We start from the raw sequence: 21,526 nt of genomic DNA on the forward strand, positions 1-21,526 counted from the left end.
CAACGAGCCATGAATGTCGAAACGGTAAAAACGATCCATCAAGTCCGGAATATTCCTGAAGAACGCAATAATTCTCGTCTTTTCTCGGGCAACGACTTGAAACTGGCAAGTGCAAATTAACGCCATTGAAGTTATCTAAAGCGATTGCCAGCGGCACGCGTCGAAAATAAGGCGATCAGCCGTTCAGAAAACTGTCGACCGCCTTCACATTTTGTGTGGCGAAGAAATCTGTGGTCGAGCCAGCATAGACAACGCGGCCACGATCAAGAAAAACCACCCGCTGCGCCAGCTTTTTTATGTCGTCTGGATGGTGCGTAACAATAATCGCCGTATTTTTTGTTTCGGCATGCAAGTCGAGAAGCAGGGAGGTCATGCCCGCCCGCAGCCCCGGATCTAGCGCCGCGAAAGGCTCGTCCAGCAGCATGACCGGTTTTTTCCGGACCAGCGCACGCGCCAGCGCCGCCCTTTGCCTTTCCCCGCCGGAAAGCGTGCCCGGCAAACGTTTGTCAAAACCCGCAAGACCAACGCGTGCGAGCGCCACGTCGATCCTCTGCCTGTCTTCCGCCCGCATCTTCAGCCCGGGGCTGATGCCGAGCGCGACATTGGTGAAGATATCGAGATGGGCGAAAAGATTATTATCCTGGAAGATCGAGGAGACCGGTCGTTCGGAAGGATCGAGCGCCTTCATGTCCCGCCCGCCGATCAGGACGCGCCCGGAATCGGGCAATTCAAAACCAGCGATGAGATTGAGGAGCGTCGACTTGCCAGAACCGGATGCACCGACGACGGCAGTCATCTGGCCTTGCGGGAATATACAATCGAGATCGAAATCCTGCGTTCCGAGCCGCAGTCTGACCTTGTCCAACCCCACGGCAAATTCGTCACCCGTCATATGCTCGCCCTTGCTGATTGGGATTGCCGTGAAACGCCGCCCGCGGCAAGCAGCAGGCAGACGACGCCAAGGATGAACGCGTATCCGGCGGCATCATTGGTGCGGTAGCTGCCCATATTGCTATAGACCAGCCATGGCAACGTGACGAAATTTTCCGATCCGAACAGGGCGACCGCCCCGAGATCACCGAGCGACAGAGCCATGGCAAAGGAAAACGCCATCAGCAGCGGCCGCCGCAGTACCGGCAGATCGGCGAACCGCAGCCGCGTCAGTCCCTGAAGCCCAAGGCTGGCGGAGAGCCGGGACGTGCGTAAAAAATGGCTGGTGAAGGCTGGCTCCAGCACCCGCATGGCAAGCGGCAACGCCATCAGCATGTTGATGAGCGCCACGAGAACGGGAGCATAAAAACTGACATCTCCAAAGGGCCGCAGCAACAGGAACCACCCGCTTCCCAGCACGACGGGCGGCACCAGCAGCACCAGCGATGACCCCGCCCCGAGCGTGGCGGACAAAAGGCGCAAGGGCTGAGCCGCGTGCCGTCTGGAGCCCACGGCCTGTCGCGCACCGATAATCGCAAAGCAGCAGAGCACGACGAGAGTTGCGGAGAGCGCAGCGATTGCAAGGCTGGTCGCCGCCGCACGCAGGAAGATCGGCGCTGACAAAAGACGCGGCAGATCGGCCCCCAAACCCGAGACGGTTATGGCAACAAGCGGCAGGCCGACCAGCAGAACCGCAAAAATGATTGCCGCTCCGTCCCACAGGCGCGCGCCAACGCGCTTGCCGTCGAAACGGCGAACAGGGCGGCCAAGCGAGGCAATTTCCGCCTCGGGCGATGGCAAAAAGGCAAGAAGGCCGAGCAGAACTGCTGTGACTGCAATCTGCAAAACCGAAAGCGCGATTGCCCTTTGCGGATCGAAATCAAACCGCAGCGCCTGATAGATTGCGACCTCAAGTGTCGTCGCCGCCGGTCCACCGCCCAGCAGAAGCACTAGCGTGAAGCTGGTGGCGCACAGCATGAAGACAAGCCCGGCAATACCGGGAACAAGCCGCGAGACGGCCGGCCACTCGATGAAGCGGAAAACCGAAACCGGCCCCATGCCAAGACTTGCCGCCATCCGCCAATATTCGCCCGGAATCCGCTCCAGCCCGGCCAGCATCAGCCGCACCGCAAGCGGCAGATTGAAAAACACATGGGCGATGAGAATGCCGGAAAGGCCGTAAATACTGAAGGGCTGCTCCGCACCGGCAAAAACAAGGGCAGTATTCAAAACACCCTGCCTGCCCCAGATCGTGATGATGCCGAAGGCGCCGACGATGACCGGCAGCCCCATCGGCACAGCCATCAACCTGATAATCCAAATCCGCCCCGGAAAATCCTGTCTGCGGGAGAGCGCAAGCGCCACCGGCAGGCCGAGAACAATGGAAAGAACAGTGGACAACGTTGCCTGATAGAGCGTGAAGCGCAGGATGCGCAGCGTGTAGGCATCCACGATTCCGGTGGCGGATGTGCCGGCATCGAAAGACAGGAGTGCTGATACAGCAAGCGCCATGAACAGGAAAACGGCGGCAAACGCCGCCGTTCCGCCAATGATCGACCATCTGTAGTCGCGACGCAGCATCATGCGCGGGCGTGCCTCTTGCTCAGTTCATGCTCATGGCCGCAAGCCATTCGTCGATCCAGGCCTTGCGGTTCTTCGCCACCTCTTCCGGGTCCATCAGGAAGGTCTTCTGCGGTACGACGAGTTTGGAAAATGCCTCGGGCAGGGGCGTGGACGTTGCCGCGACCGGCATCATCCAGTTGTTTTCCGGAATGGCATCCTGAAATCCTGATGTGAGCGTGAAAGCGAGGAACTGCTTCGCCAGTTCTTTGTGCGGCGCGTTTTTGAGAAGGCCGGAAACCTCGATCTGGATGTAATGCCCCTCGGAAAAACCCGCGGCCTGATAGCGATCCGTCTTTTCCGAGACCATGTGATAGGCAGGCGACGTGGTGTAGGAGAGCACCATCGGCACCTCACCCTTGGTGAAAAGGCCATAGGATTCCGACCAGCCCGGCGTAACAGTGAGAATGCGCTTCCGGAGCTTCGCCCAGGCTTCCGGTGCCTTGTCGCCGTAAACGGACTTCACCCAGAGCAGCAGGCCAAGCCCCGGCGTGGAGGTGCGCGGGTCCTGAATGGCGATTTTCTGTGAAGGATCGCCGTCCACCAGATCCTTCAGGCTCGTCGGCGGATTTTTTATCGTCTGCGTGTCATAGACAACGGCGAAATGACCGTAGTCGTAAGGGACGAAAATGTCGTCCTTGTAACCGCCCGGCACCTTGGCCGCCGATGCATCGATACCGCTGATATCGAAGAGGCCGGTCTGTTTCGCTTCCGCGACCAGATTGGTGTCGAGACCAACAACGACATCCGCCTTCGACGCCGCCCCTTCAAGCTTCAGGCGGTTGAGCAGCGCCACGCCATCCGCCACACCGACGAAATTGACCGTGCAATCGCACACTTTCTCGAAGGCCTCTTTCACCTTGGGGCCGGGACCCCATTCGGAAACGAAGCTTTCATAGGTGTAGACGGTCAGTTCCTGTCTGTCCTGAGCAGTGGCAAGACCGGGCAGAAACAACGAAACGGCAACGAGGGAATTCAGGAAAAGACGACGGCGCACGGGTATCTCCTCAAAAAACGAAAAGGGAAATAGCCGCTTGCCTTAAGCCGTCTAATCCCTCCGCCGGTATGAACCGGATCAGGTTCTTCGGGTTGGCAAGCCTCTCAGCCTTTTGCACGCAAGCACAAAAGACACCCCGTTAGATCAAGATGATGATGTAGTCCCGCTGTCTCTGATTGGCAAGATGGCTGCCGTCAGGCCTGCTGCACCATGTGCACCAGTTCCCAGACATGGCCGTCGGGATCCTGAAAACTACCGGCATACATGAAACCGTGATCCTGAACCGGTTTCCAGCTGCTGCCACCCGAGGCGAGCGCCGTTTCGATCATCCGGTCGATTTCCTCACGGCTTCCCGCTGTGAGACAGGTCAGGACCTCGGTGCTGCGTGTGGCGTCGGCGATATCGCCATTGATGAAATCGCGAAAACGCTCCTCCTGAAGAAGCATCACGAAGATGTTCTCCTCAACGATCATGCAGAGCGTGCGGTCATCCGAATATTCCGGATTGAAGGTGAAACCGAGAGCCGTGAAGAAGCTTCTCGATGTCTCGATATTCTTGACCGGCAGATTGACGAAGATCATGCGCATTTTCTGAACTCCTCCGAACCCGCACAGGAAACGGCAATTCCGCCTCCCTGTCAAAGGTGGATGAGACCTCAGTCAAGAAATCGCGACCAAGTCACCCTTCAATTTCCTCGCGCAGCATCTCCAACTCCAGCCATTCCTCTTCCATGGCTTCGAGCTTTTCGCGCAGCTTCGTCATTTCCTGCGCCAGCGTATTGAAGGTAGCCGGGTCCTTGGTGAACAGATTGGGATCGGCCATACGCTGCTCACGCTTGGCGATTTCGCCCTGCGCCTTCTCCATTTCCTTTGGAAGGTTTTCGAGCGCAAATTTTTGCTTGAAGGAAAGCTTGCCCTTGGCCTTTGAGGGGTCCTGCGACGCGGAGGCGGAAGGGGCGGTCTTTGCCTTTTCCTGCTTCTCCGCCTTGCGCTTTTCTTCTGCGGCACCCTTGCGTTGCGCCATCATGTCCGAGTAGCCGCCGGCATATTCGATCCAGCGTCCATCCGGCTGGTCCGGATTGGCGGGCGCGATTGTGGAGGTGACGGTACGGTCGAGGAAATCGCGGTCGTGGCTGACGAGAATGACCGTGCCGGAAAAGCCCGCAACGATTTCCTGCAACAGATCGAGCGTTTCGATATCGAGATCGTTGGTCGGCTCGTCAAGGATCAGCAGGTTGGTAGGCCGCGCCAGAATGCGCGCAAGAATAAGACGGGCGCGCTCACCACCGGAGAGGTTGCGGATGGGCGTGCGGGCCTGTTCCGGCTGGAACAGGAAGTCCTTCATGTAACCCGTCACATGTTTCAACTCGCCATTGACCAGCAAATTGTCGCCGCGACCGTCGGTGAGGTAATGAGCGAGCGTATCGTTTGGATTGAGATCTTCACGCTTCTGGTCAAGCGTCGCGATTTCCAGATTGGTGCCGAGCTTTACCGTGCCGCTATCGGGCTGAAGCTGGCCGGTCAGCATCTTCAAAAGCGTTGTCTTGCCGGCACCGTTCGGCCCGACGAGACCGATGCAATCACCGCGATGCACGCGTAGCGAAAACGGCGCGATGATCACGCGCTCGCCGTAAGACTTGGTGATTGCGTCTGCCTCGATGACCAGTTTGCCGGATTCCCGCACCTCCGCAGCCGTCGCCTGCACGCTCCCCTGCGGTCCCTTGTGGCCGCGATAGTCCGCACGCATTGCCTGAAGCTCGCCCACGCGGCGCATGTTGCGCTTGCGTCTCGCGGTCACGCCGTAACGCATCCAGTGTTCTTCACGCTCGATGGCCTTGCCGAGCTTGTGCTGCTCCAGCTCTTCCTCTTCCAGCACCTTGTCGCGCCATTCCTCGAAATACGCAAAACCGCGATTGAGACGACGGGACTGGCCGCGATCCAGCCACACGGTCGAGGTCGAAACCTTTTCCAGAAAACGCCTGTCGTGCGAGATCAGCACCAGCGCGCTACGCGTCTGCTGCAACTCGCCTTCAAGCCATTCGATGGTGGGCAGGTCCAGATGGTTGGTCGGCTCGTCCAGCATCAGAATATCGGGTTCAGGCGCCATGACGCGGGCAAGGGCCGCACGCCGCGCTTCGCCGCCGGACAGGCTATCCGGATGTTCCTGTCCCGTCAGGCCCAGATGCTCGAGAATATAGGTAACGCGATAGGGATCGTCGCCAGGTCCCAGCCCCGCCTCGGCATAGGCCTGCACGGTGTCGTAACCGGCAAAATCCGGCGCCTGCTCCAGATAACGGATGGTGGCGGAGGGGTGACGGAAAACCTCGCCCGACTGCGCCTCGACCAGACCGGCGGCGATCTTCATCAGGGTCGACTTGCCCGAACCGTTGCGTCCGACAAGGCAGATGCGGTCGCCCGGCTCCACCTGAAGATTGGCGCCGTCGAGCAGCGGGGTCACGCCGAAGGTCAGCTTGATGTCATCGAGTTTCAAAATTGGGGGTGCCAAGGCGTCAGGCTCCGGTCAGATCATAATGGCGGGCGAGCACGATGGCTTTTCCGCTTTTCAGCGAGAAATGCACAGGGCCGCCATTCGCGACATTGGAAATAGTGCGGGAAGAGCCGAAAGCAAGCGGGAAATCCTTGAGAGGATAACGCACATTGCCGATATCGAGCCCCACAAGGTCGGTAAACCCGACAACGGAAAACAGCGCACCGGGTGGCAGATCAAGGTCGAACGACCCCGCCAGCAGCGGGCGGGCCTCCTCTTCGCCGGAGGTCAGCGTAACGTTGAGACCACGCTCACTAAGCGCCACCGCGTAAAGAAGGTGCTGAAGTGCGTGGTCGCTTCTCGCTCCACCAAGCGCACCGGCGAGCACCAGAGAACGCGCGCCGCGGGCAAGGGCCTCCGACACCGCAATTTCGCCATCGGTCACAGCCTTTGCAGCGGGATAGGGCTGTCGCACCACATCGGGCCAGGCGTCCAGCAGGTCCTTGTCGGTGGAATCGAAATCCCCCACCCAGAGCTCGGGTGTGAGCCCGAGCGGTGCGGCATGGCGCATGCCGCCATCGGCCGCAATCACACGGCTACCCTCAACCGCCGCTTTGAGGCGGTCGGTAACGGTGACATCGCCGCCAAGCAGAATGGTGAAGCGTTCTCTATCCATGCCCTGCCTTATCGCACCTCAGGCAAAAATGGAAAGGCAGAAACCCGATGAAATCAGCCGATATTGATTTTCGTCGGCTTCGGGATTATGAAACGCCTCAGTGGTGATTTGCCGACCGGCTTGCAGCCACTTTAAAGAAGTCGCTAAAGGGTCGAGGAAAAGGGTAATTTCCTGGGACCGGCTGCGATTTCGCTGCCGGTTTTTTTGTTTTCGCAACGTTCTTTACGTCATCCGAAAAGAGAGTTCGACATGCCGATCAAGATTCCCGATACGCTTCCCGCCTTCGACACCCTCGTTCATGAGGGCGTGCGGGTCATGACAGAAACGGCGGCCATCCGGCAGGATATCCGCCCGCTCCAGATCGGGCTTCTCAATCTCATGCCGAACAAGATCAAGACGGAAGTGCAGATGGCGCGCCTCGTCGGCGCATCGCCGCTGCAGGTGGAGTTTTCGCTGATCCGCATTGGCGGCCATCGTGCCAAGAATACGCCGGAAGAGCACCTTCTGTCCTTCTATGAGACATGGGAGGAAGTGCGCCACCGCAAGTTCGACGGTTTCATCATCACAGGCGCGCCCATCGAGATGCTTGATTATGAAGACGTGACCTACTGGAACGAGATGCAAAAGATTTTCGACTGGACACAAACCAACGTCCATTCGACGCTGAACGTCTGCTGGGGCGCGATGGCCGCCATCTACCATTTCCATGGTGTGCCGAAATACGAACTGAAGGAAAAGGCTTTCGGTGTCTATCGTCACCGCAATCTCTGCCCCTCGTCGATATATCTCAACGGTTTTTCCGACGACTTTCAGGTTCCGGTCTCACGCTGGACGGAAGTGCGCCGCGCCGACATCGAAAAACACCCGGAACTCGAAATCCTGATGGAGTCAGAGGAAATGGGCGTATGTCTGGTGCATGAAAAAGAGGGCAACCGCCTCTATATGTTCAACCACGTCGAATATGATTCTACCTCGCTTTCGGATGAATATTTCCGCGATGTGAACTCGGGCGTTCCAATCAAGCTGCCGCATGATTATTTTCCGCACAATGATCCGGAGCTTGCCCCGCTCAACCGCTGGCGCAGCCATGCCCATCTGTTTTTCGGCAACTGGATCAACGAGATATATCAGACGACACCTTACGATCTCGAAGCGATCGGTAAACTAGCGGCGTAAATTGCGGGATTGCGAATTGCCGGAAAATGACGCAACGTCCGCCGGCAATTCAAAGATATCGGGAGAATGACGCAATGAGCGACGCGGCGGCACGGGAGAATTTCGGTTTCACGGCAACCGGCGAAAAGGTTGAGCGCGTCACCATCTCGAAGGGCGGGCTGACGGCCAAGGTTATCACCTGGGGCGCCGTCATTCAGGACCTGCGCCTCGATGGGCACCAGCCGCCGCTCGTTCTCGGCTTCGATACATTCGAGGACTACAAATATTCATCCTATTTCGGCGCCACACCCGGCCGCAACGCCAACCGTATCGGTGACGGAAAATTCTCGATCGACGGGCACGAATACCAGCTGGAACTGAACGAAAAAGGCGTCAGCCACCTGCATGGCGGCAGCGACGGGATGGGCAAACGTAACTGGATGTTGATGGAACACGGCGAAAGCCATGCAGTTCTGCAGATCATCGATCCCGACGGCCGCGCCGGTTATCCCGGCAATTGCACGGTGACCGCGACCTATACGATCCGCGACGGCGGCGTGCTTTCGGTGGTCTATGAAACGGTGACCGACCAACCGACCATCGCCAATATCTGCCAGCATTCCTATTTCAACCTCGACGGTGCTGATACCGCACTTGGACATGAGATCAGCATCGCCGCTGACTTTTATCTGCCAACCAACGACAAACAGATCCCGACAGGCGAAATCCGCTCCGTCGAAGGCACCGTCTTCGACCTGCGCCACCCGACGCCGATGCGGCGAACGGAGGATGGCGAGCAGGTGCTCTACGACCATAATTTCTGCCTTTCGCCCGAGCGTCGCGCCAAGCGCAAGGTTGCCCGCGCCTATTCGCCCGCCTCCGACATTGCCCTTGAGGTTCACACCACCGAACCCGGCGTGCAATTTTATTCAGCCTTCAAGCTGAATGTTCCCGTTCCGGGCCTCGATGGCCGCCATTATGGCCCCTTTGCCGGTTTCTGTCTGGAAACGCAGATATGGCCGGATGCCGTCAATCATCCCGATTTCCCCTACGCGATCCTGCGTCCCGGCGAGACCCTGCGTCAGGAAACCGACTATATTTTCAAGAAGGGTTGAGGCGGCGGGCTGGGCTCAGTCCAGCACGCATCCCACATAACCGCCCGATGCTCGGGCACGCCGTTCGATAAGGCCGGCAAGCCGTTGCAAACCACGCCCCGGCTTGCTGGCAACGCGATCGATGGGATTGGGCAGAGAAACGGCAAGCAGTGCCGCTTGGCGGGAGCTGAGCTTTGCCGCCGGTACCTTGAAATGGTGCTGTGCTGCGGCCTCGATGCCGTAAATGCCGGGTCCCCATTCGGCAACGTTGAGATAAATCTCCATCATCCGTTTTTTGGACCAGACGAAATCGGCAGCAATCGCCAGCGGTAACTCCAGCCCCTTGCGCAAGAACGAGCGGCCGTTCCAGAGGAACAGGTTCTTGGCCGTCTGCATGGGAATGGTGCTGGCGCCACGGGTGGACGCGCCTTCGAGCGCATTGTTGACCACGGACTGCATCTGGTTCCAGTCAACGCCGCCGTGGAAACAGAATTGTCCGTCCTCGGACATCATGACGGATTGCACAAGGCGCGGCGAAATATCCTCGAGCGGCACCCAGCGCCGGTCATAACCCTGAAGTGTCACCAGATCGGCAAGCATCAGCGTCGAGACCGGCCGCATGAAAGGCAGGGCGTAAACCGGGATCAGCAGATAGGGCAGGATCAGCAACGCCAGCAAGGTCATGATGATACGCTTTGCCAACGTGCGAAAATCCACCTTCGGACTGCTCCGGTCTTCCGCCAGCACGGCGTAATCTGCGTCGCTTTCAGGCGTACTGCTCAATATTCGTCAAAGCCCCGCACCAATCGAAGCCTTTCATATTCCATTGCCGCCTTCAAGGCGAGTCCGGTCAAACAGTTGACCTCAGGAATCACGAAAAGGTTGCCTGGCCCCGCGCGCCATGCCAAAGAGCGCGGCATGGACGCTCAGATGACGAATTTCGAAACGAAGCTGCGCGATAACGCGGCACAGACCGAATCCCTGCTTGGTCGCCTGCTTTCCGCAGAGGCGCGTGCGGATGAGATTACGCGCCCGCAAAACCTGCTCGACGCTATGCGTCATGGTGTGCTGAACGGCGGCAAACGCCTGCGGCCCTTCCTGGTCATAGAAAGCACGGCCTTGCTCGGCGGAAATGCCGAAGCAGCCCATCATGTCGGTGCCGCGCTGGAATGCCTGCATTGTTACTCGCTGGTGCACGACGATCTGCCAGCGATGGATGACGACGACCTGCGCCGCGGCCAGCCGACAGTGCACCGCAAATTCGACGAGGCGACCGCCATTCTCGCAGGCGACAGCCTGCTGACACTCGCCTTCGACATTGTCGCATCGGACGAAAATCCTCTTGAGGCAGACCGCAAGGCGGCTCTCGTGCTCTCGCTCGCCCGCGCCGCAGGCATCGGCGGCATGGCGGGCGGTCAGGCGCTCGATCTGGCTGCGGAAAAGAACGCACCTGATGAGACCGGCATTATTACATTGCAGGCTATGAAAACCGGTGCGCTGCTTCGCTTCGCCTGCGAGGCAGGCGCGATCATCGCGGGCAGCGATGTTTCCGAAAGACAAAGACTGCGCCTCTTCGGTGAAAAGATCGGCCTTGCCTTCCAGCTTGCCGACGATCTCCTGGATCTGACCGCCGATGCCGCCACCATGGGCAAGGCAACCGGCAAGGATGCCGCACGCGGCAAGGGAACGCTGGTGGCACTACGCGGTGAAGACTGGGCGCGCCTCAAGCTTCAGGAACAGGTGGCGGAAGCCTCCGAACTTCTGGCCCCCTACGGCGAAAAGGCCGCGATACTCATCGCGGCCGCCAGATTCATCGCCGAACGGAAAAGCTGAGCCGGTTTCCCGGCTCACCGTTTTTCAGCCAATCAGCCCTTGAGCGGCGAAATCAGCACTTCGACGCGACGGTTCTGGGCGCGGCCATCCGGCGTTGCGTTCGAAGCGATCGGCTGCGAGGGGCCGAAGCCAAGCGTCGAAATACGGCGCTGGTCGACGCCGCGTGCGCCGAGATAATTTGCAACAGACGCCGCACGACGCTCGGAAAGCGCCTGGTTGTGCTGCTGGCTGCCGGTGGAGTCGGTATGGCCGTTGATGTCGATGAGCGTGCGGTTGAACTTGTTCAGCACGATGGCGACGGAATCGAGTGTCTGATAGAAGGGCGGGATGACCTGATCCTGATCCGTCGCGAAGGTGATGTTCGACGGCATGTTGAGAACGATGCTGTCGCCACGGCGGGTAACCGAAACGCCAGTGCCCTGAAGCTGGGCGCGAAGCTCGGATTCCTGACCATCCATGTAATTGCCGATTGCGCCACCGGCGAGTGCACCGATGCCGGCGCCGATGAGGGCTGCGTTGCGGCGACCGACCGGCGAACCGCCGACAGCCAGACCACCGAGAGCACCGACGACAGCGCCGATACCAGCGCCGCCCGCCGTGTTCGACATCTTCTGCTCACCCGTATAGGGATCGGTGGTGGTGCACGCGGAAAGATAGGTCCCGCAAAGGGCAACGATCGCGATTTTTTTGATCATGTGTTTTGATGCTCCGAAGGGTTCAGGCGGTATGACAGTGGAATTTCGGCATTTTCACGGTAGTTTTTACTCCGCCGCATCTTTCCGGCCAAAACGCTTTTCGATGTAATCGATCACAAGCGCTTCAAAATCCGCGGCGATGTTGGGACCGCGCAGGGTGAGCGCCTTCTCGCCATCGATGAAGATCGGTGCAGCGGGGCTTTCGCCGGTTCCAGGCAGTGAAATGCCGATATCGGCATGTTTGCTTTCGCCGGGGCCATTAACGATGCAGCCCATGACAGCAACATTGAGCGCTTCCACACCGGGATATTTTTCACGCCAGATCGGCATGTTCTTGCGAATGTCATTCTGGATATTCTGGGCAAGTTCCTGAAAGACGGTAGAGGTGGTGCGCCCGCAGCCGGGACATGCCGCAACCACCGGAATGAACTGGCGGAAACCCATGACCTGCAGCAATTCCTGCGCCACCTGCACCTCGCGGGTGCGGTCGCCGTTCGGCTCCGGCGTCAGCGAGACGCGGATCGTGTCGCCAATACCGTGCTGCAGCACATAACCCATGGCAGCAGACGAGGCGACGATGCCCTTGGAACCCATGCCGGCTTCGGTAAGACCGAGATGCAGTGCGTGGTTGGAGCGTTCCGACAGCATCGAATAAACGGCAATCAGGTCCTGTACCTGGCTGACCTTGGCAGACAGGATGATGCGGTTGCGCGGCAGGCCGATTTCTTCGGCAAGCTCTGCGGAAATCAGTGCCGACTGGACGATGGCTTCGCGGGTGACCTGACGGGCAGAGAGCGGAAAACCCTCCTCCTTGTTCTTGTCCATCAGCGTCGTCAGCAATTCCTGGTCAAGCGATCCCCAGTTCACACCGATGCGAACCGGCTTGTCATAACGGATCGCCATTTCGACGATTTCGCCGAACTGCTTGTCCTTCTTGTCCTTGAAGCCGACATTGCCGGGATTGATGCGGTATTTCGCCAGTGCTTCGGCACAGGCCGGATGATCGGCCAGAAGCTTGTGGCCGATATAGTGGAAATCGCCAATCAGCGGCACGTCCATTCCAAGGCGCAGCAGCCGTTCGCGGATTTTCGGCACAGCGGCAGCGCTCTCATCGCGATCGACGGTGATGCGCACCATTTCAGAACCGGCCTGGAAAAGTGCCGCCACCTGCTGCACGGTGGCGTCGATATCCGCCGTGTCGGTATTGGTCATGGATTGTACGACGACAGGCGCACCGCCACCCACGATGACGCCCCCTACGTCGACGGCAACGGATGCACGGCGGGGCTTTGGATCGTAATCGGCGTGTGACGTCATGGCGGTCTCTGGAGCTTGCGGCAAGGTCTGGCAATTGAGGTGAAACAAGGGGGCCTGCTTGTCAACACCCAACGCATAAGAGCTTCTACTTTACCGCAATCATGGCAAAATTCGAGACGCCTATTCCTTGCCCGCACCATCCGCATGCCGGGCGAGCCGCGAAAGCAGCAAAACCACCACATGCAACAACGGCAGAGCGAGAAATACGCTGGCGAGGCCGGTATGTTCGGCAATGAAGCCGATGGCCGAGGGTGCTACCAGAATCCCGGAATAACCCATGGTGGTGACGACCGACAGGCCGATGCCGGGTGCCAATCCCGGCATGTTCCCCGCCGCCGAAAAGGCGATCGGCACCATGTTGGAAATACCGATGCCGGCAATCGCGAAGCCGATGATCACAAACGTGGAATTTCCCGCAAGACCCGCAATCAGAAGGCCCGCAATCGACATGACCGAGCAGAACCGCAGGGTATTGACCGCGCCGAACCGGTCGCGCACCAGATCGCCGGCAAAACGCATGGCCGCCATGGTCATGGAAAAGGCCGCGAAAGCGAAACCGGACTGGGACACGGAAGCGCCGAGTTCATTGCGCAGATAAAGGGCACCCCAATCGAGGATCGCGCCTTCCGGAATCATCGAAAACAGCGCCATCAGACCGATAATCCACGGCAAGGGCGTCAGCGGCAAGCGACCTTTCGGACGCTCCTCCTCGGCATGCGGGCGATCCGCAAGAACGCGCGGCCACGCGACGACGAGCAAAACAAGGGCGATGACCGTCAACGCGATCGCATGCCCCTGCACGCCAATGGCCGTGATGAGATAGCCGCCAAGACCGGCACCGATCAGGCCGCCCAGGCTCCAGAAAGCATGGCACGACGACATGATGGCGCGGCGCATGTCACGCTCGACCGCCACCGCATTGGCGTTCATGGCGACATCCATCGCCCCTGTCAGCCCGCCGAACAGGAAAACCGCAATCACACCTGCCCAGATCGTGTCTGCCCAGGAGATGAAAAGCAGTGTCGGCAAGAAAATAGCCGCACTCGCAAGGCTGACCGTTCGCGATCCGAAACGGGCGATCTGGGAACCGGCGATCGGCATGAAAACCAGCGAGCCGACGCCGAAAACCAGAATGATCAGGCCAAGCGCACTTTCACTGAGGGATAACCGCGCCGCAAATTCCGGTATTTTGGGCGCCCACGATCCCATCATGAAACCGTTCATCAAAAACAGCAGGGATACACCGAGCCTGTGCCGCGTCAGATAGGACGAGCGCTTGACCGTCGGCGAAAATGTCGTGGGGCCGTTCATCGGTAATATCCTTCAGACTTGACCGTGAGAGAGTTGGACGGCGTCATCGCCGCCGAAATGAACTTGTACGCCTTTAGCCGACAGCGCCTCGACCAATGTGCGGTCGGCGTCATGTTCCAGCACCAGGGAAAGAGGCGGAGAAAAGTCGTGCACGTGAAACGCCGCCTTGTGGCCCAGCTTTTCCGTGGTGATGGCGGCAACAATCCGCTGGCTGGCGCTGCAGGCAAGCCGCTTGAACACGGCATCCTCGAAAATATCCGCCGACAGGCCGGTCTCAGCCGCAACACCGCAAACGCCAAGAATACACAGTTCGGGCCGCATCAGCTCGAGTTGCCGCAACGCCAAGGCGTCGATGGCCGCACCGACGGCCGGATCGACCTTGCCGCCGATCATGATCAAATCGATATCGGCCCGCCCCGTGAGTTCAGCGGCAATAGCAGGCGTATTCGTTACCACCGTCAATTTGAGACCGGCGGGGACAGCTCTTGCAATGGCCAGATTGGTGGAGCCGGCATCGATGAAGACGACCATGCCCGGCTCAAGCAGCGGAATTGCTGCGCACGCCAACGAAGCCTTGCGATCGGCATCCTCGGCGATCCGTGTCTTCAGCGGCACCGTCTTGCTATCGGAAAGCAACGCCCCGCCATAGACGCGGAGACACTCCCCGCGCGCCGCCATATCCCGCAGATCCCGGCGGACCGTATCTTCCGAAACGCCGAAATTCTGGGCCAGATCCTGCGCAAGCACGCGGCCGCTTTGCCGCAACTGTGAAAGGATGAGCGCCTGCCGCTCGCTGACAAAATGATCGCTCATCGGGACTCATGCATAAACAGGAACAAACGTGCACGAACATGCATATTTGAGTTTTAGCGAAGGTGCAACAGCAAAACGCCCGCCGGGAGGGCGGGCGTTTATAATGAAAGACAAAATATCGCGGCTAGCGATGCCGTGTGGGCATCATTCCGCGTAAGCGATCAGCAGATCCTTTGCGTCGATCTGGTCACCCGGGCGCACGAGAACCTCGGCGACCTTGCCATCGCGTTCGGCGTGAAGCGCAGTTTCCATCTTCATGGCTTCGATGGAGAGCAGCACGTCGCCGGCCTTGACCTCCTGACCCTGGTTGATGAAGACGCGGCTGATGACACCCGGCATCGGCGCACCAATATGTGTGCCATTGCCGAGTTCCGCTTTGCGGCGCACCGCAGAGCCGGATGCGCCATGAGCGCGATCCGGCACCTTGATGCGGCGCGGCTGGCCGTTGATCTCGAAGAACACCGTCACCATGCCCTTATCGTCAGTGCCTGAAGAGGCTTGATTGACGATGACCAGCGTTTTGCCGCGCTCGATATCGGCAAACAGCTCTTCACCGTCCTCCATGCCGTAGAAATACGCATGGGTGGGAAGCACGGAAACCGGACCGTAGGTCTCGGAGGTCAGCGCGAAATCGGTGAACACCTTCGGATACATCAGATAGGATGCGAATTCGAAGTCGTTGACGGAACGCTCGAGTTTGGTCTCGATCGCCTTTCTCTCCGCATCGAGATCGGCATCCGGCAGCAATGAGCCGGGACGAACCGTATAGGGCGCGTCACCCTTCAGCGCCTTTTTCTGCAGGGCTTCCGGCCAGCCGCCTGGCGACTGTCCAAGATCGCCCTTCAGCATCGAAACCACCGAGTCCGGGAAGGACACTTCGCGATCAGGATTTTCCACGTCGGCGACCGTCAGATCCTGGCTCACCATCATCAGCGCCATATCGCCGACAACCTTGGAGGACGGCGTGACCTTGACGATATCGCCGAACATCCGGTTGGCGTCGGCATAGGCCTGCGCGACCTCGTGCCAGCGGCTCTCAAGACCGAGCGAGCGCGCCTGCTCCTTGAGATTGGTGAATTGCCCACCGGGCATTTCATGCAGATAGACTTCCGAGGCAGGGCCCTTCAGATCGCTTTCGAAAGCCGCATACTGGTTGCGCGCCGACTCCCAGTAGAACGAGATGCGGCGGATCCATTCCGTATCGAGACCCGTATCGCGTTCCGATCCGGCCAGCGCTTCCACGATGGAACCGAGGCAGGGCTGGGACGTGTTGCCCGAAAGCGCATCCATGGCGGCATCCACCGCATCCACGCCCGCATCGACGGCGGCAAGCACGGTCGCAGCCGCAATGCCGGATGTGTCATGCGTGTGGAAATGGATAGGCAGGCTGGTCGCCTCCCTCAGCGCCTTGAACAGCACCTTGGCAGCGGCAGGCTTCAGAAGTCCCGCCATATCCTTGACGGCGATGATGTGCGCGCCTGCACGCTCCAGCTCGGCGGCGAGGTTGGTATAATATTTCAGGTCGTATTTTGGACGCGCAGAATTGAGGATATCGCCCGTGTAGCAGATGGCCGCTTCGCAGAGCTTGTTCTCCTCGGCGATCGCATCCATCGATACGCGCATATTCTCCACCCAGTTCAGGCAGTCGAACACGCGGAACAGGTCGATACCGCCCTTCGCAGCCTGACGGACGAAATATTTCACGACATTGTCTGGATAGTTCTTGTACCCGACGCCGTTCGCACCGCGCAGCAGCATTTGCAGCAGCAGGTTCGGCGCACCCTCGCGGATCAGCGCCAGGCGCTCCCACGGGTCTTCCGTCAGGAAGCGCATGGAAACGTCGAAAGTGGCGCCGCCCCAGCACTCCAGAGACAGAAGCTGCGGCAAGGCCTTGGCATAGACGCTTGCGACGCCGGCAATGTCATGGGTACGCATGCGTGTGGCCAGCAGCGACTGATGGCCGTCGCGCATCGTCGTGTCCGTTACCAGCACCCGCTTTTCGTTGCGCATCCAGTCGGCAAAGCCCTTCGGCCCCAGCCGGTCGAGCAATTGCTTGGTGCCATCAGGCGTCGGCGCATCGATGTAGGGAACCACCGGCTGTGCCGCATTTGCCGGTGGCCTGACGCGGCCCTTGGTTTCCGGATGCCCGTTCACCGTCACATCGGCAAGATAGGTGAGCAGCTTCGTAGCGCGGTCCTGACGCTTGACCTGTGCAAACAGCTCCGGCGTCGAATCGATGAAGCGGGTCGTATAGGTGTTGTTGCGGAAACTCGCATGGCCAATGATGGCCTCGAGGAAGGTCAGGTTGGTCGCAACACCGCGAATTCGGAATTCGCGCAGCGCGCGGTCCATGCGGCTGATCGCTTCATCCGGCTGCGGCGCCCAGGCCGTTACCTTCACCAAAAGCGGATCGTAATAACGGGTAATGATCGCCCCCGAATAGGACGTCCCGCCATCCAGACGAATGCCGAAGCCGGACGCCGAGCGGTACGCCGTTATACGGCCGTAGTCGGGAATGAAATTGTGCTCCGGGTCTTCCGTGGTGATACGGCACTGCAGTGCATGGCCGTTGAGGCGGATATCTTCCTGTTTCGGCACGCCCGATTCCGGCGTGCCGATGGCGGCCCCTTCCAGAATATGGATTTGCGCCTTGACGATATCGATGCCGGTCACGACTTCGGTGACGGTATGCTCCACCTGAATGCGCGGATTGACCTCGATGAAGTAGAATTTGCCGGTATCGACATCCATCAGATATTCGACCGTGCCGGCGCCGATATAATTGGTCGCAGCCGCGATCTTCAAGGAATAGGCGGCCAGTTCCTGACGCTGCGCTTCGCTGAGATAGGGTGCCGGCGCGCGCTCAACCACTTTTTGATTGCGGCGCTGGATCGAACAATCGCGCTCGAACAGATGTACGACATTGCCGTGGGTATCACCGAGAACCTGGCTCTCGACGTGGCGGGCGCGCTCGAGCAGCTTTTCGAGATAGACCTCGTCCTTGCCGAAAGCGGCCTTCGCCTCGCGCTTGGCCTCGGTGACCTCGCGTGCCAGATCCTCCTTTTTGCGGATGGCGCGCATGCCGCGACCGCCGCCGCCCCAGGAGGCCTTCAACATCACGGGATAACCGATCTCTTCGGCCAGCCGCTCCACCTCGGCCATATCGTCCGGCAGCGGCTTGGTTGCAGGAACAACGGGAACATTGACCGAGATCGCCAGATTGCGGGCGGCAACCTTGTTGCCGAGCTGGCGCATCGTATCCGCCGTCGGTCCGATGAAGGTGATGCCAGCCTTGTTACAGGCCTCAACGAATTCGGGGCTTTCGGACAAAAGGCCGTAACCGGGATGGATCGCGTCCGCGCCGGAAAGTCTGGCCACGCGGATGACCTCCTCAATCGAAAGATAGCTCTCGATTGGTCCCATATCCTTGGCGAGATGCGGACCCCTGCCGACCTGATAACTTTCATCCGCCTTGAAGCGGTGCAAAGACAGCTTGTCCTCTTCCGCCCAAATGGCGACGGTTTTTATCCCCAGCTCGTTCGCTGCCCGGAAAACTCGGATCGCAATTTCGGATCGGTTGGCAACAAGTATTTTCGATATTTTCAAGACGGTCTCCCCACACGCCAAAACAGAATTTCTGCTGCACTGCGGAATTAAGCAGCAAAACCCGGTCTTGAAAAGGGCAATTCGGGAGAGAAGCGTACTGTCGTAACTAGCTCAGCAAGCCGTTGCGAAAGGCGAGTGCTACAGTATGCTGCCTGTTCTTGGCGCTGAACCGACGCTGGATTCCATTGATATACCAGTCGACCGTGTGATTGGAGATCGATAGCTGGCGTCCAATTTCGGTTGAGGTCATGCCATCAGCCATCAGCGTCAGAACTTCCATTTCCCGCCTTGTAAGTTCAAGAGCGGAAACATTCGGCGCGTTGTTGAGGTTATGGACCTGGCCTGAAAGATCGAGCAGACGCCAGAACACCGCGCGCGTGGCCGCATCCAGCAGCTCAACGTGCAACGAAGGCAATTGCCGGTCCTCGCCGCCAAGGAACACCGCGCCGATGAATCCCGCGCGCCCGTGCACCGGAAAGGCATACCCACCCTGCAGACCGTAACGGCCGGCATCGTGAAAAAACACATTCGCCCTTTTTCGATGCATCGCGCGGGGCAGGCCCTCAAGCGCCTCTTTCCACTGAAACGGCTTGTGCACCATGCCGATCACCTTACGGACGGGATCGACGAGATTATATTTCTTGGCGCGGTAGACCTCGATCCACCCTTCCGGGAGATGTTGTGCGAGAATCTGGCCGGTGGAAGCAAGCTCCCCGGTCATCCGCCGGCTGACGAGGAAATATTCGAAACCATATTCGCGAATAAGTGTTACAAATTCGGAGCGAACACGATCAGCGTTTCCCGCCTGGTAGCACGCAGAGATGAAGTGAAGAATATCATGCATAAAGACACATGCCCGGAGCTTGGCTGGAAGGGATGACATGAAGGACATGGTCCCGCGAGGACGTCATGTTACTCGGGCGCCGGTCGGTTCAGACTGAACATATCGTCGTTAGCAATCCCTGAAACGAACATGCAAAATCTTGTGACGGCGTCCCCTAGAAACATCGGGTTCAGTTTTTTTTCGGTTCGCACGCGTGCTCGGTTTGTTAAGCCGCCATTCAGACTGAAAGAGCGATAATTACACAAATTTCGCCGTCTCATGCAACCTTGCTAAAACAGCATTGTATTGAGACCGAACAATCAACCGCTCGAAACAGACGCTGGACTGGATTGAAAATTTGACTTTGTTTCAGGTTTACACACGCGCCCTGCGCTATCTGACCGTACATAAATGGCGGGTGTTGATCGTTGTCATCGCCAACATCATTCTTGCAGCGATCACCATTGCCGAACCCGTGCTGTTTGGACGGATCATCGACGCCATCTCTTCCGGCTCCGATGTCACGTCCATCCTCATCCTGTGGGCGGGTTTCGGCGTCTTCAACACCGTGGCTTATGTCGCTGTCGCCCGCGAGGCCGACCGGCTAGCCCACGGTCGCCGCGCGACCCTGCTGACGGAAGCCTTCGGCCGGATCATCTCCATGCCGCTCTCCTGGCACCATCTGCGCGGCACCTCGAACGCGCTGCATACGCTTCTACGCGCCAGCGAGACGCTGTTCGGCCTGTGGCTCGAATTCATGCGCACGCATCTGGCGACTTTCGTCGCGCTCGTACTGCTTATTCCGACAGCCATTGCCATGGACCTGCGCCTCAGCTTCGTCCTGATCGGTCTTGGCATCGTCTACTGGTTCATTGGCAAGTGGGTGATGGGCCGCACCAAGGATGGCCAGGCTTCGGTCGAGGAGCATTATCACAGCGTTTTTGCCCATGTCAGCGATTCCATCAGCAACGTGTCCGTCCTGCACAGCTACAACCGCATCGAGGCTGAAACGAAGGCGCTGAAATCCTTCACCGAAAAACTGCTGAGCGCCCAATATCCGGTGCTCGACTGGTGGGCTTTCGCAAGTGCCTTGAACCGCACTGCCTCCACCGTTTCGATGATGATCATCCTCGTCATCGGCACCGTGCTGGTGAAGAACGGCGAATTGCGCGTCGGTGACGTGATTGCCTTCATCGGTTTCGCCAATCTTCTCATCGGCCGTCTCGATCAGATGCGTCAGTTCGTGACCCAGATTTTCGAGGCGCGCGCAAAGCTCGAGGATTTCTTCGTGCTGGAGGATTCCGTCAAGGAACGGGAAGAACCGGGCGACGCCCGCGAATTGTCCAATGTCTCCGGCACCGTGGAGTTCCGCAACGTCAATTTCGGTTTCGCCAACACCAAGCAGGGTGTCCACGACATCTCGTTTACGGCCAAGGCCGGCCAGACGATTGCCATCGTCGGACCGACGGGCGCGGGCAAGACCACGCTCATCAATCTTCTGCAGCGTGTTTATGATCCTGATTCAGGCCAGATTCTGATCGATGGAACCGACATCTCGACGGTGACGAAGAACTCGCTCAGAAACTCCATCGCCACGGTGTTCCAGGATGCCGGCCTTCTGAACCGCTCCATCCGCGAAAACATCCGCCTTGGTCGCGAATCCGCTACCGACGCGGAGGTCGTGGAAGCAGCAGCCGCTGCTGCTGCGACGGATTTCATCGACAGCCGTATCACCGGCTACCTGACCCAGGTGGGTGAACGCGGCAACCGCCTGTCCGGTGGCGAGCGCCAGCGTATCGCCATTGCGCGTGCTATCCTGAAGAACGCTCCCATCCTGGTCCTTGACGAGGCAACCAGCGCGCTGGACGTGGAAACGGAAGCACGAGTTAAGGCCGCCGTGGACGCGCTGAGAATGAACCGCACGACCTTCATCATCGCCCACCGCCTTTCCACGGTACGCGATGCCGATCAGGTGCTGTTCCTCGATCAAGGCCGTATCATTGAAAAGGGCACGTTCGACGAGCTCAGCCAGCGTGGCGGACGCTTCACCTCGCTGCTGCGCACCAGCGGCCTGCTGACAGAGGACGAGGGCCAGCCCCGGCCGAAAGCCATCGCCTCCTGACACTCTGGCTTACGGAATATAATAAGGGCGGGCACCGTGGTGTCCGC

17 protein-coding genes and 2 riboswitches are annotated in these 21,526 nt (G+C 59.0%); of the genes, 4 read left to right on the plus strand and 13 right to left on the minus strand.

Annotated elements, in window-relative coordinates; all coding sequences use genetic code 11:
• Window positions 1–175: 175 nt before the first annotated feature.
• The 6 genes from RBH71_RS25705 to RBH71_RS25730 form a co-directional block, all read right to left on the minus strand.
• The gene (locus tag RBH71_RS25705) at window positions 176–892 is read right to left on the minus strand and encodes a thiamine ABC transporter ATP-binding protein (RefSeq protein ID WP_003516580.1); all 717 of its coding nucleotides are present in this window, start codon (window positions 890–892) and stop codon (window positions 176–178) included.
• On the minus strand, window positions 889–2,514 hold the full coding sequence (gene thiP / locus RBH71_RS25710; RefSeq protein WP_003516578.1) for a thiamine/thiamine pyrophosphate ABC transporter permease ThiP: 1,626 nt from the start codon (window positions 2,512–2,514) through the stop codon (window positions 889–891). The genes RBH71_RS25705 and thiP overlap by 4 nt, the downstream gene beginning before the upstream one ends.
• Window positions 2,515–2,533: 19 nt before the next feature.
• Complete coding sequence (gene thiB, locus RBH71_RS25715; protein WP_003516576.1) at window positions 2,534–3,547, minus strand: thiamine ABC transporter substrate binding subunit; 1,014 nt, start codon at window positions 3,545–3,547, stop codon at window positions 2,534–2,536.
• Between the two features lie 38 nt (window positions 3,548–3,585).
• Window positions 3,586–3,696: riboswitch (TPP riboswitch) on the minus strand.
• A 45-nt stretch (window positions 3,697–3,741) separates the two neighbouring features.
• On the minus strand, window positions 3,742–4,134 hold the full coding sequence (locus RBH71_RS25720) for a VOC family protein (RefSeq protein WP_003516574.1): 393 nt from the start codon (window positions 4,132–4,134) through the stop codon (window positions 3,742–3,744).
• A gap of 91 nt (window positions 4,135–4,225) precedes the next feature.
• Window positions 4,226–6,052 (minus strand): ABC-F family ATP-binding cassette domain-containing protein, encoded by a 1,827-nt coding sequence (locus RBH71_RS25725; protein WP_003516572.1) that lies wholly within the window; start codon window positions 6,050–6,052, stop codon window positions 4,226–4,228.
• A gap of 4 nt (window positions 6,053–6,056) precedes the next feature.
• Entirely contained in the window at window positions 6,057–6,710 is a 654-nt protein-coding gene (locus RBH71_RS25730; protein ID WP_003516569.1) for a thiamine diphosphokinase, read from the minus strand.
• 90 nt (window positions 6,711–6,800) lie between these two features.
• A riboswitch (SAM riboswitch) is annotated at window positions 6,801–6,877 on the plus strand.
• Between the two features lie 82 nt (window positions 6,878–6,959).
• On the opposite strand from RBH71_RS25730, the gene metA reads away from it, so the two are divergent.
• Together metA and RBH71_RS25740 are read left to right on the plus strand one after the other, a co-directional pair.
• Window positions 6,960–7,886, plus strand: a complete 927-nt coding sequence (metA, locus tag RBH71_RS25735; RefSeq protein ID WP_003516567.1) for a homoserine O-acetyltransferase MetA — start codon at window positions 6,960–6,962, stop codon at window positions 7,884–7,886.
• Window positions 7,887–7,960: 74 nt separating this feature from the next.
• Window positions 7,961–8,980: an aldose epimerase family protein gene (locus RBH71_RS25740; protein WP_003516565.1), complete on the plus strand. Its 1,020-nt coding sequence runs from the start codon at window positions 7,961–7,963 to the stop codon at window positions 8,978–8,980.
• 15 nt (window positions 8,981–8,995) lie between these two features.
• Here the strand turns inward: RBH71_RS25740 and mtgA are convergent, their stop codons facing one another.
• Entirely contained in the window at window positions 8,996–9,742 is a 747-nt protein-coding gene (mtgA, locus tag RBH71_RS25745; RefSeq protein ID WP_003516563.1) for a monofunctional biosynthetic peptidoglycan transglycosylase, read from the minus strand.
• A gap of 135 nt (window positions 9,743–9,877) precedes the next feature.
• Here mtgA and RBH71_RS25750 point away from each other — a divergent pair, with 135 nt between their 5' ends.
• Complete coding sequence (locus RBH71_RS25750; protein WP_003516559.1) at window positions 9,878–10,792, plus strand: polyprenyl synthetase family protein; 915 nt, start codon at window positions 9,878–9,880, stop codon at window positions 10,790–10,792.
• A gap of 32 nt (window positions 10,793–10,824) precedes the next feature.
• Here RBH71_RS25750 and RBH71_RS25755 read toward each other — a convergent pair whose 3' ends face one another.
• The 6 genes from RBH71_RS25755 to RBH71_RS25780 form a co-directional block, all read right to left on the minus strand.
• Window positions 10,825–11,487, minus strand: a complete 663-nt coding sequence (locus RBH71_RS25755) for an OmpA family protein (RefSeq protein WP_003516557.1) — start codon at window positions 11,485–11,487, stop codon at window positions 10,825–10,827.
• A gap of 66 nt (window positions 11,488–11,553) precedes the next feature.
• A complete protein-coding gene (gene ispG / locus RBH71_RS25760) occupies window positions 11,554–12,804 on the minus strand; it encodes a flavodoxin-dependent (E)-4-hydroxy-3-methylbut-2-enyl-diphosphate synthase (protein ID WP_003516555.1) in 1,251 nt (416 codons plus the stop codon).
• 120 nt (window positions 12,805–12,924) lie between these two features.
• The gene (locus tag RBH71_RS25765; protein ID WP_003516553.1) at window positions 12,925–14,115 is read right to left on the minus strand and encodes an MFS transporter; all 1,191 of its coding nucleotides are present in this window, start codon (window positions 14,113–14,115) and stop codon (window positions 12,925–12,927) included.
• Window positions 14,116–14,127: 12 nt separating this feature from the next.
• Window positions 14,128–14,928, minus strand: a complete 801-nt coding sequence (locus tag RBH71_RS25770) for a DeoR/GlpR family DNA-binding transcription regulator (RefSeq protein WP_003516551.1) — start codon at window positions 14,926–14,928, stop codon at window positions 14,128–14,130.
• Between the two features lie 144 nt (window positions 14,929–15,072).
• The gene (pyc, locus tag RBH71_RS25775) at window positions 15,073–18,534 is read right to left on the minus strand and encodes a pyruvate carboxylase (protein ID WP_003516550.1); all 3,462 of its coding nucleotides are present in this window, start codon (window positions 18,532–18,534) and stop codon (window positions 15,073–15,075) included.
• A 106-nt stretch (window positions 18,535–18,640) separates the two neighbouring features.
• On the minus strand, window positions 18,641–19,378 hold the full coding sequence (locus RBH71_RS25780) for a LuxR family transcriptional regulator (protein ID WP_003516548.1): 738 nt from the start codon (window positions 19,376–19,378) through the stop codon (window positions 18,641–18,643).
• Between the two features lie 337 nt (window positions 19,379–19,715).
• On the opposite strand from RBH71_RS25780, the gene RBH71_RS25785 reads away from it, so the two are divergent.
• Window positions 19,716–21,479, plus strand: coding sequence for a glucan ABC transporter ATP-binding protein/ permease (locus tag RBH71_RS25785; RefSeq protein ID WP_013636948.1), 1,764 nt, complete (start codon window positions 19,716–19,718; stop codon window positions 21,477–21,479).
• Window positions 21,480–21,526: the final 47 nt, after the last annotated feature.

The organism is Rhizobium sp. AN68 (assembly GCF_030758035.1).
Lineage (GTDB): Bacteria > Pseudomonadota > Alphaproteobacteria > Rhizobiales > Rhizobiaceae > Agrobacterium > Agrobacterium tumefaciens.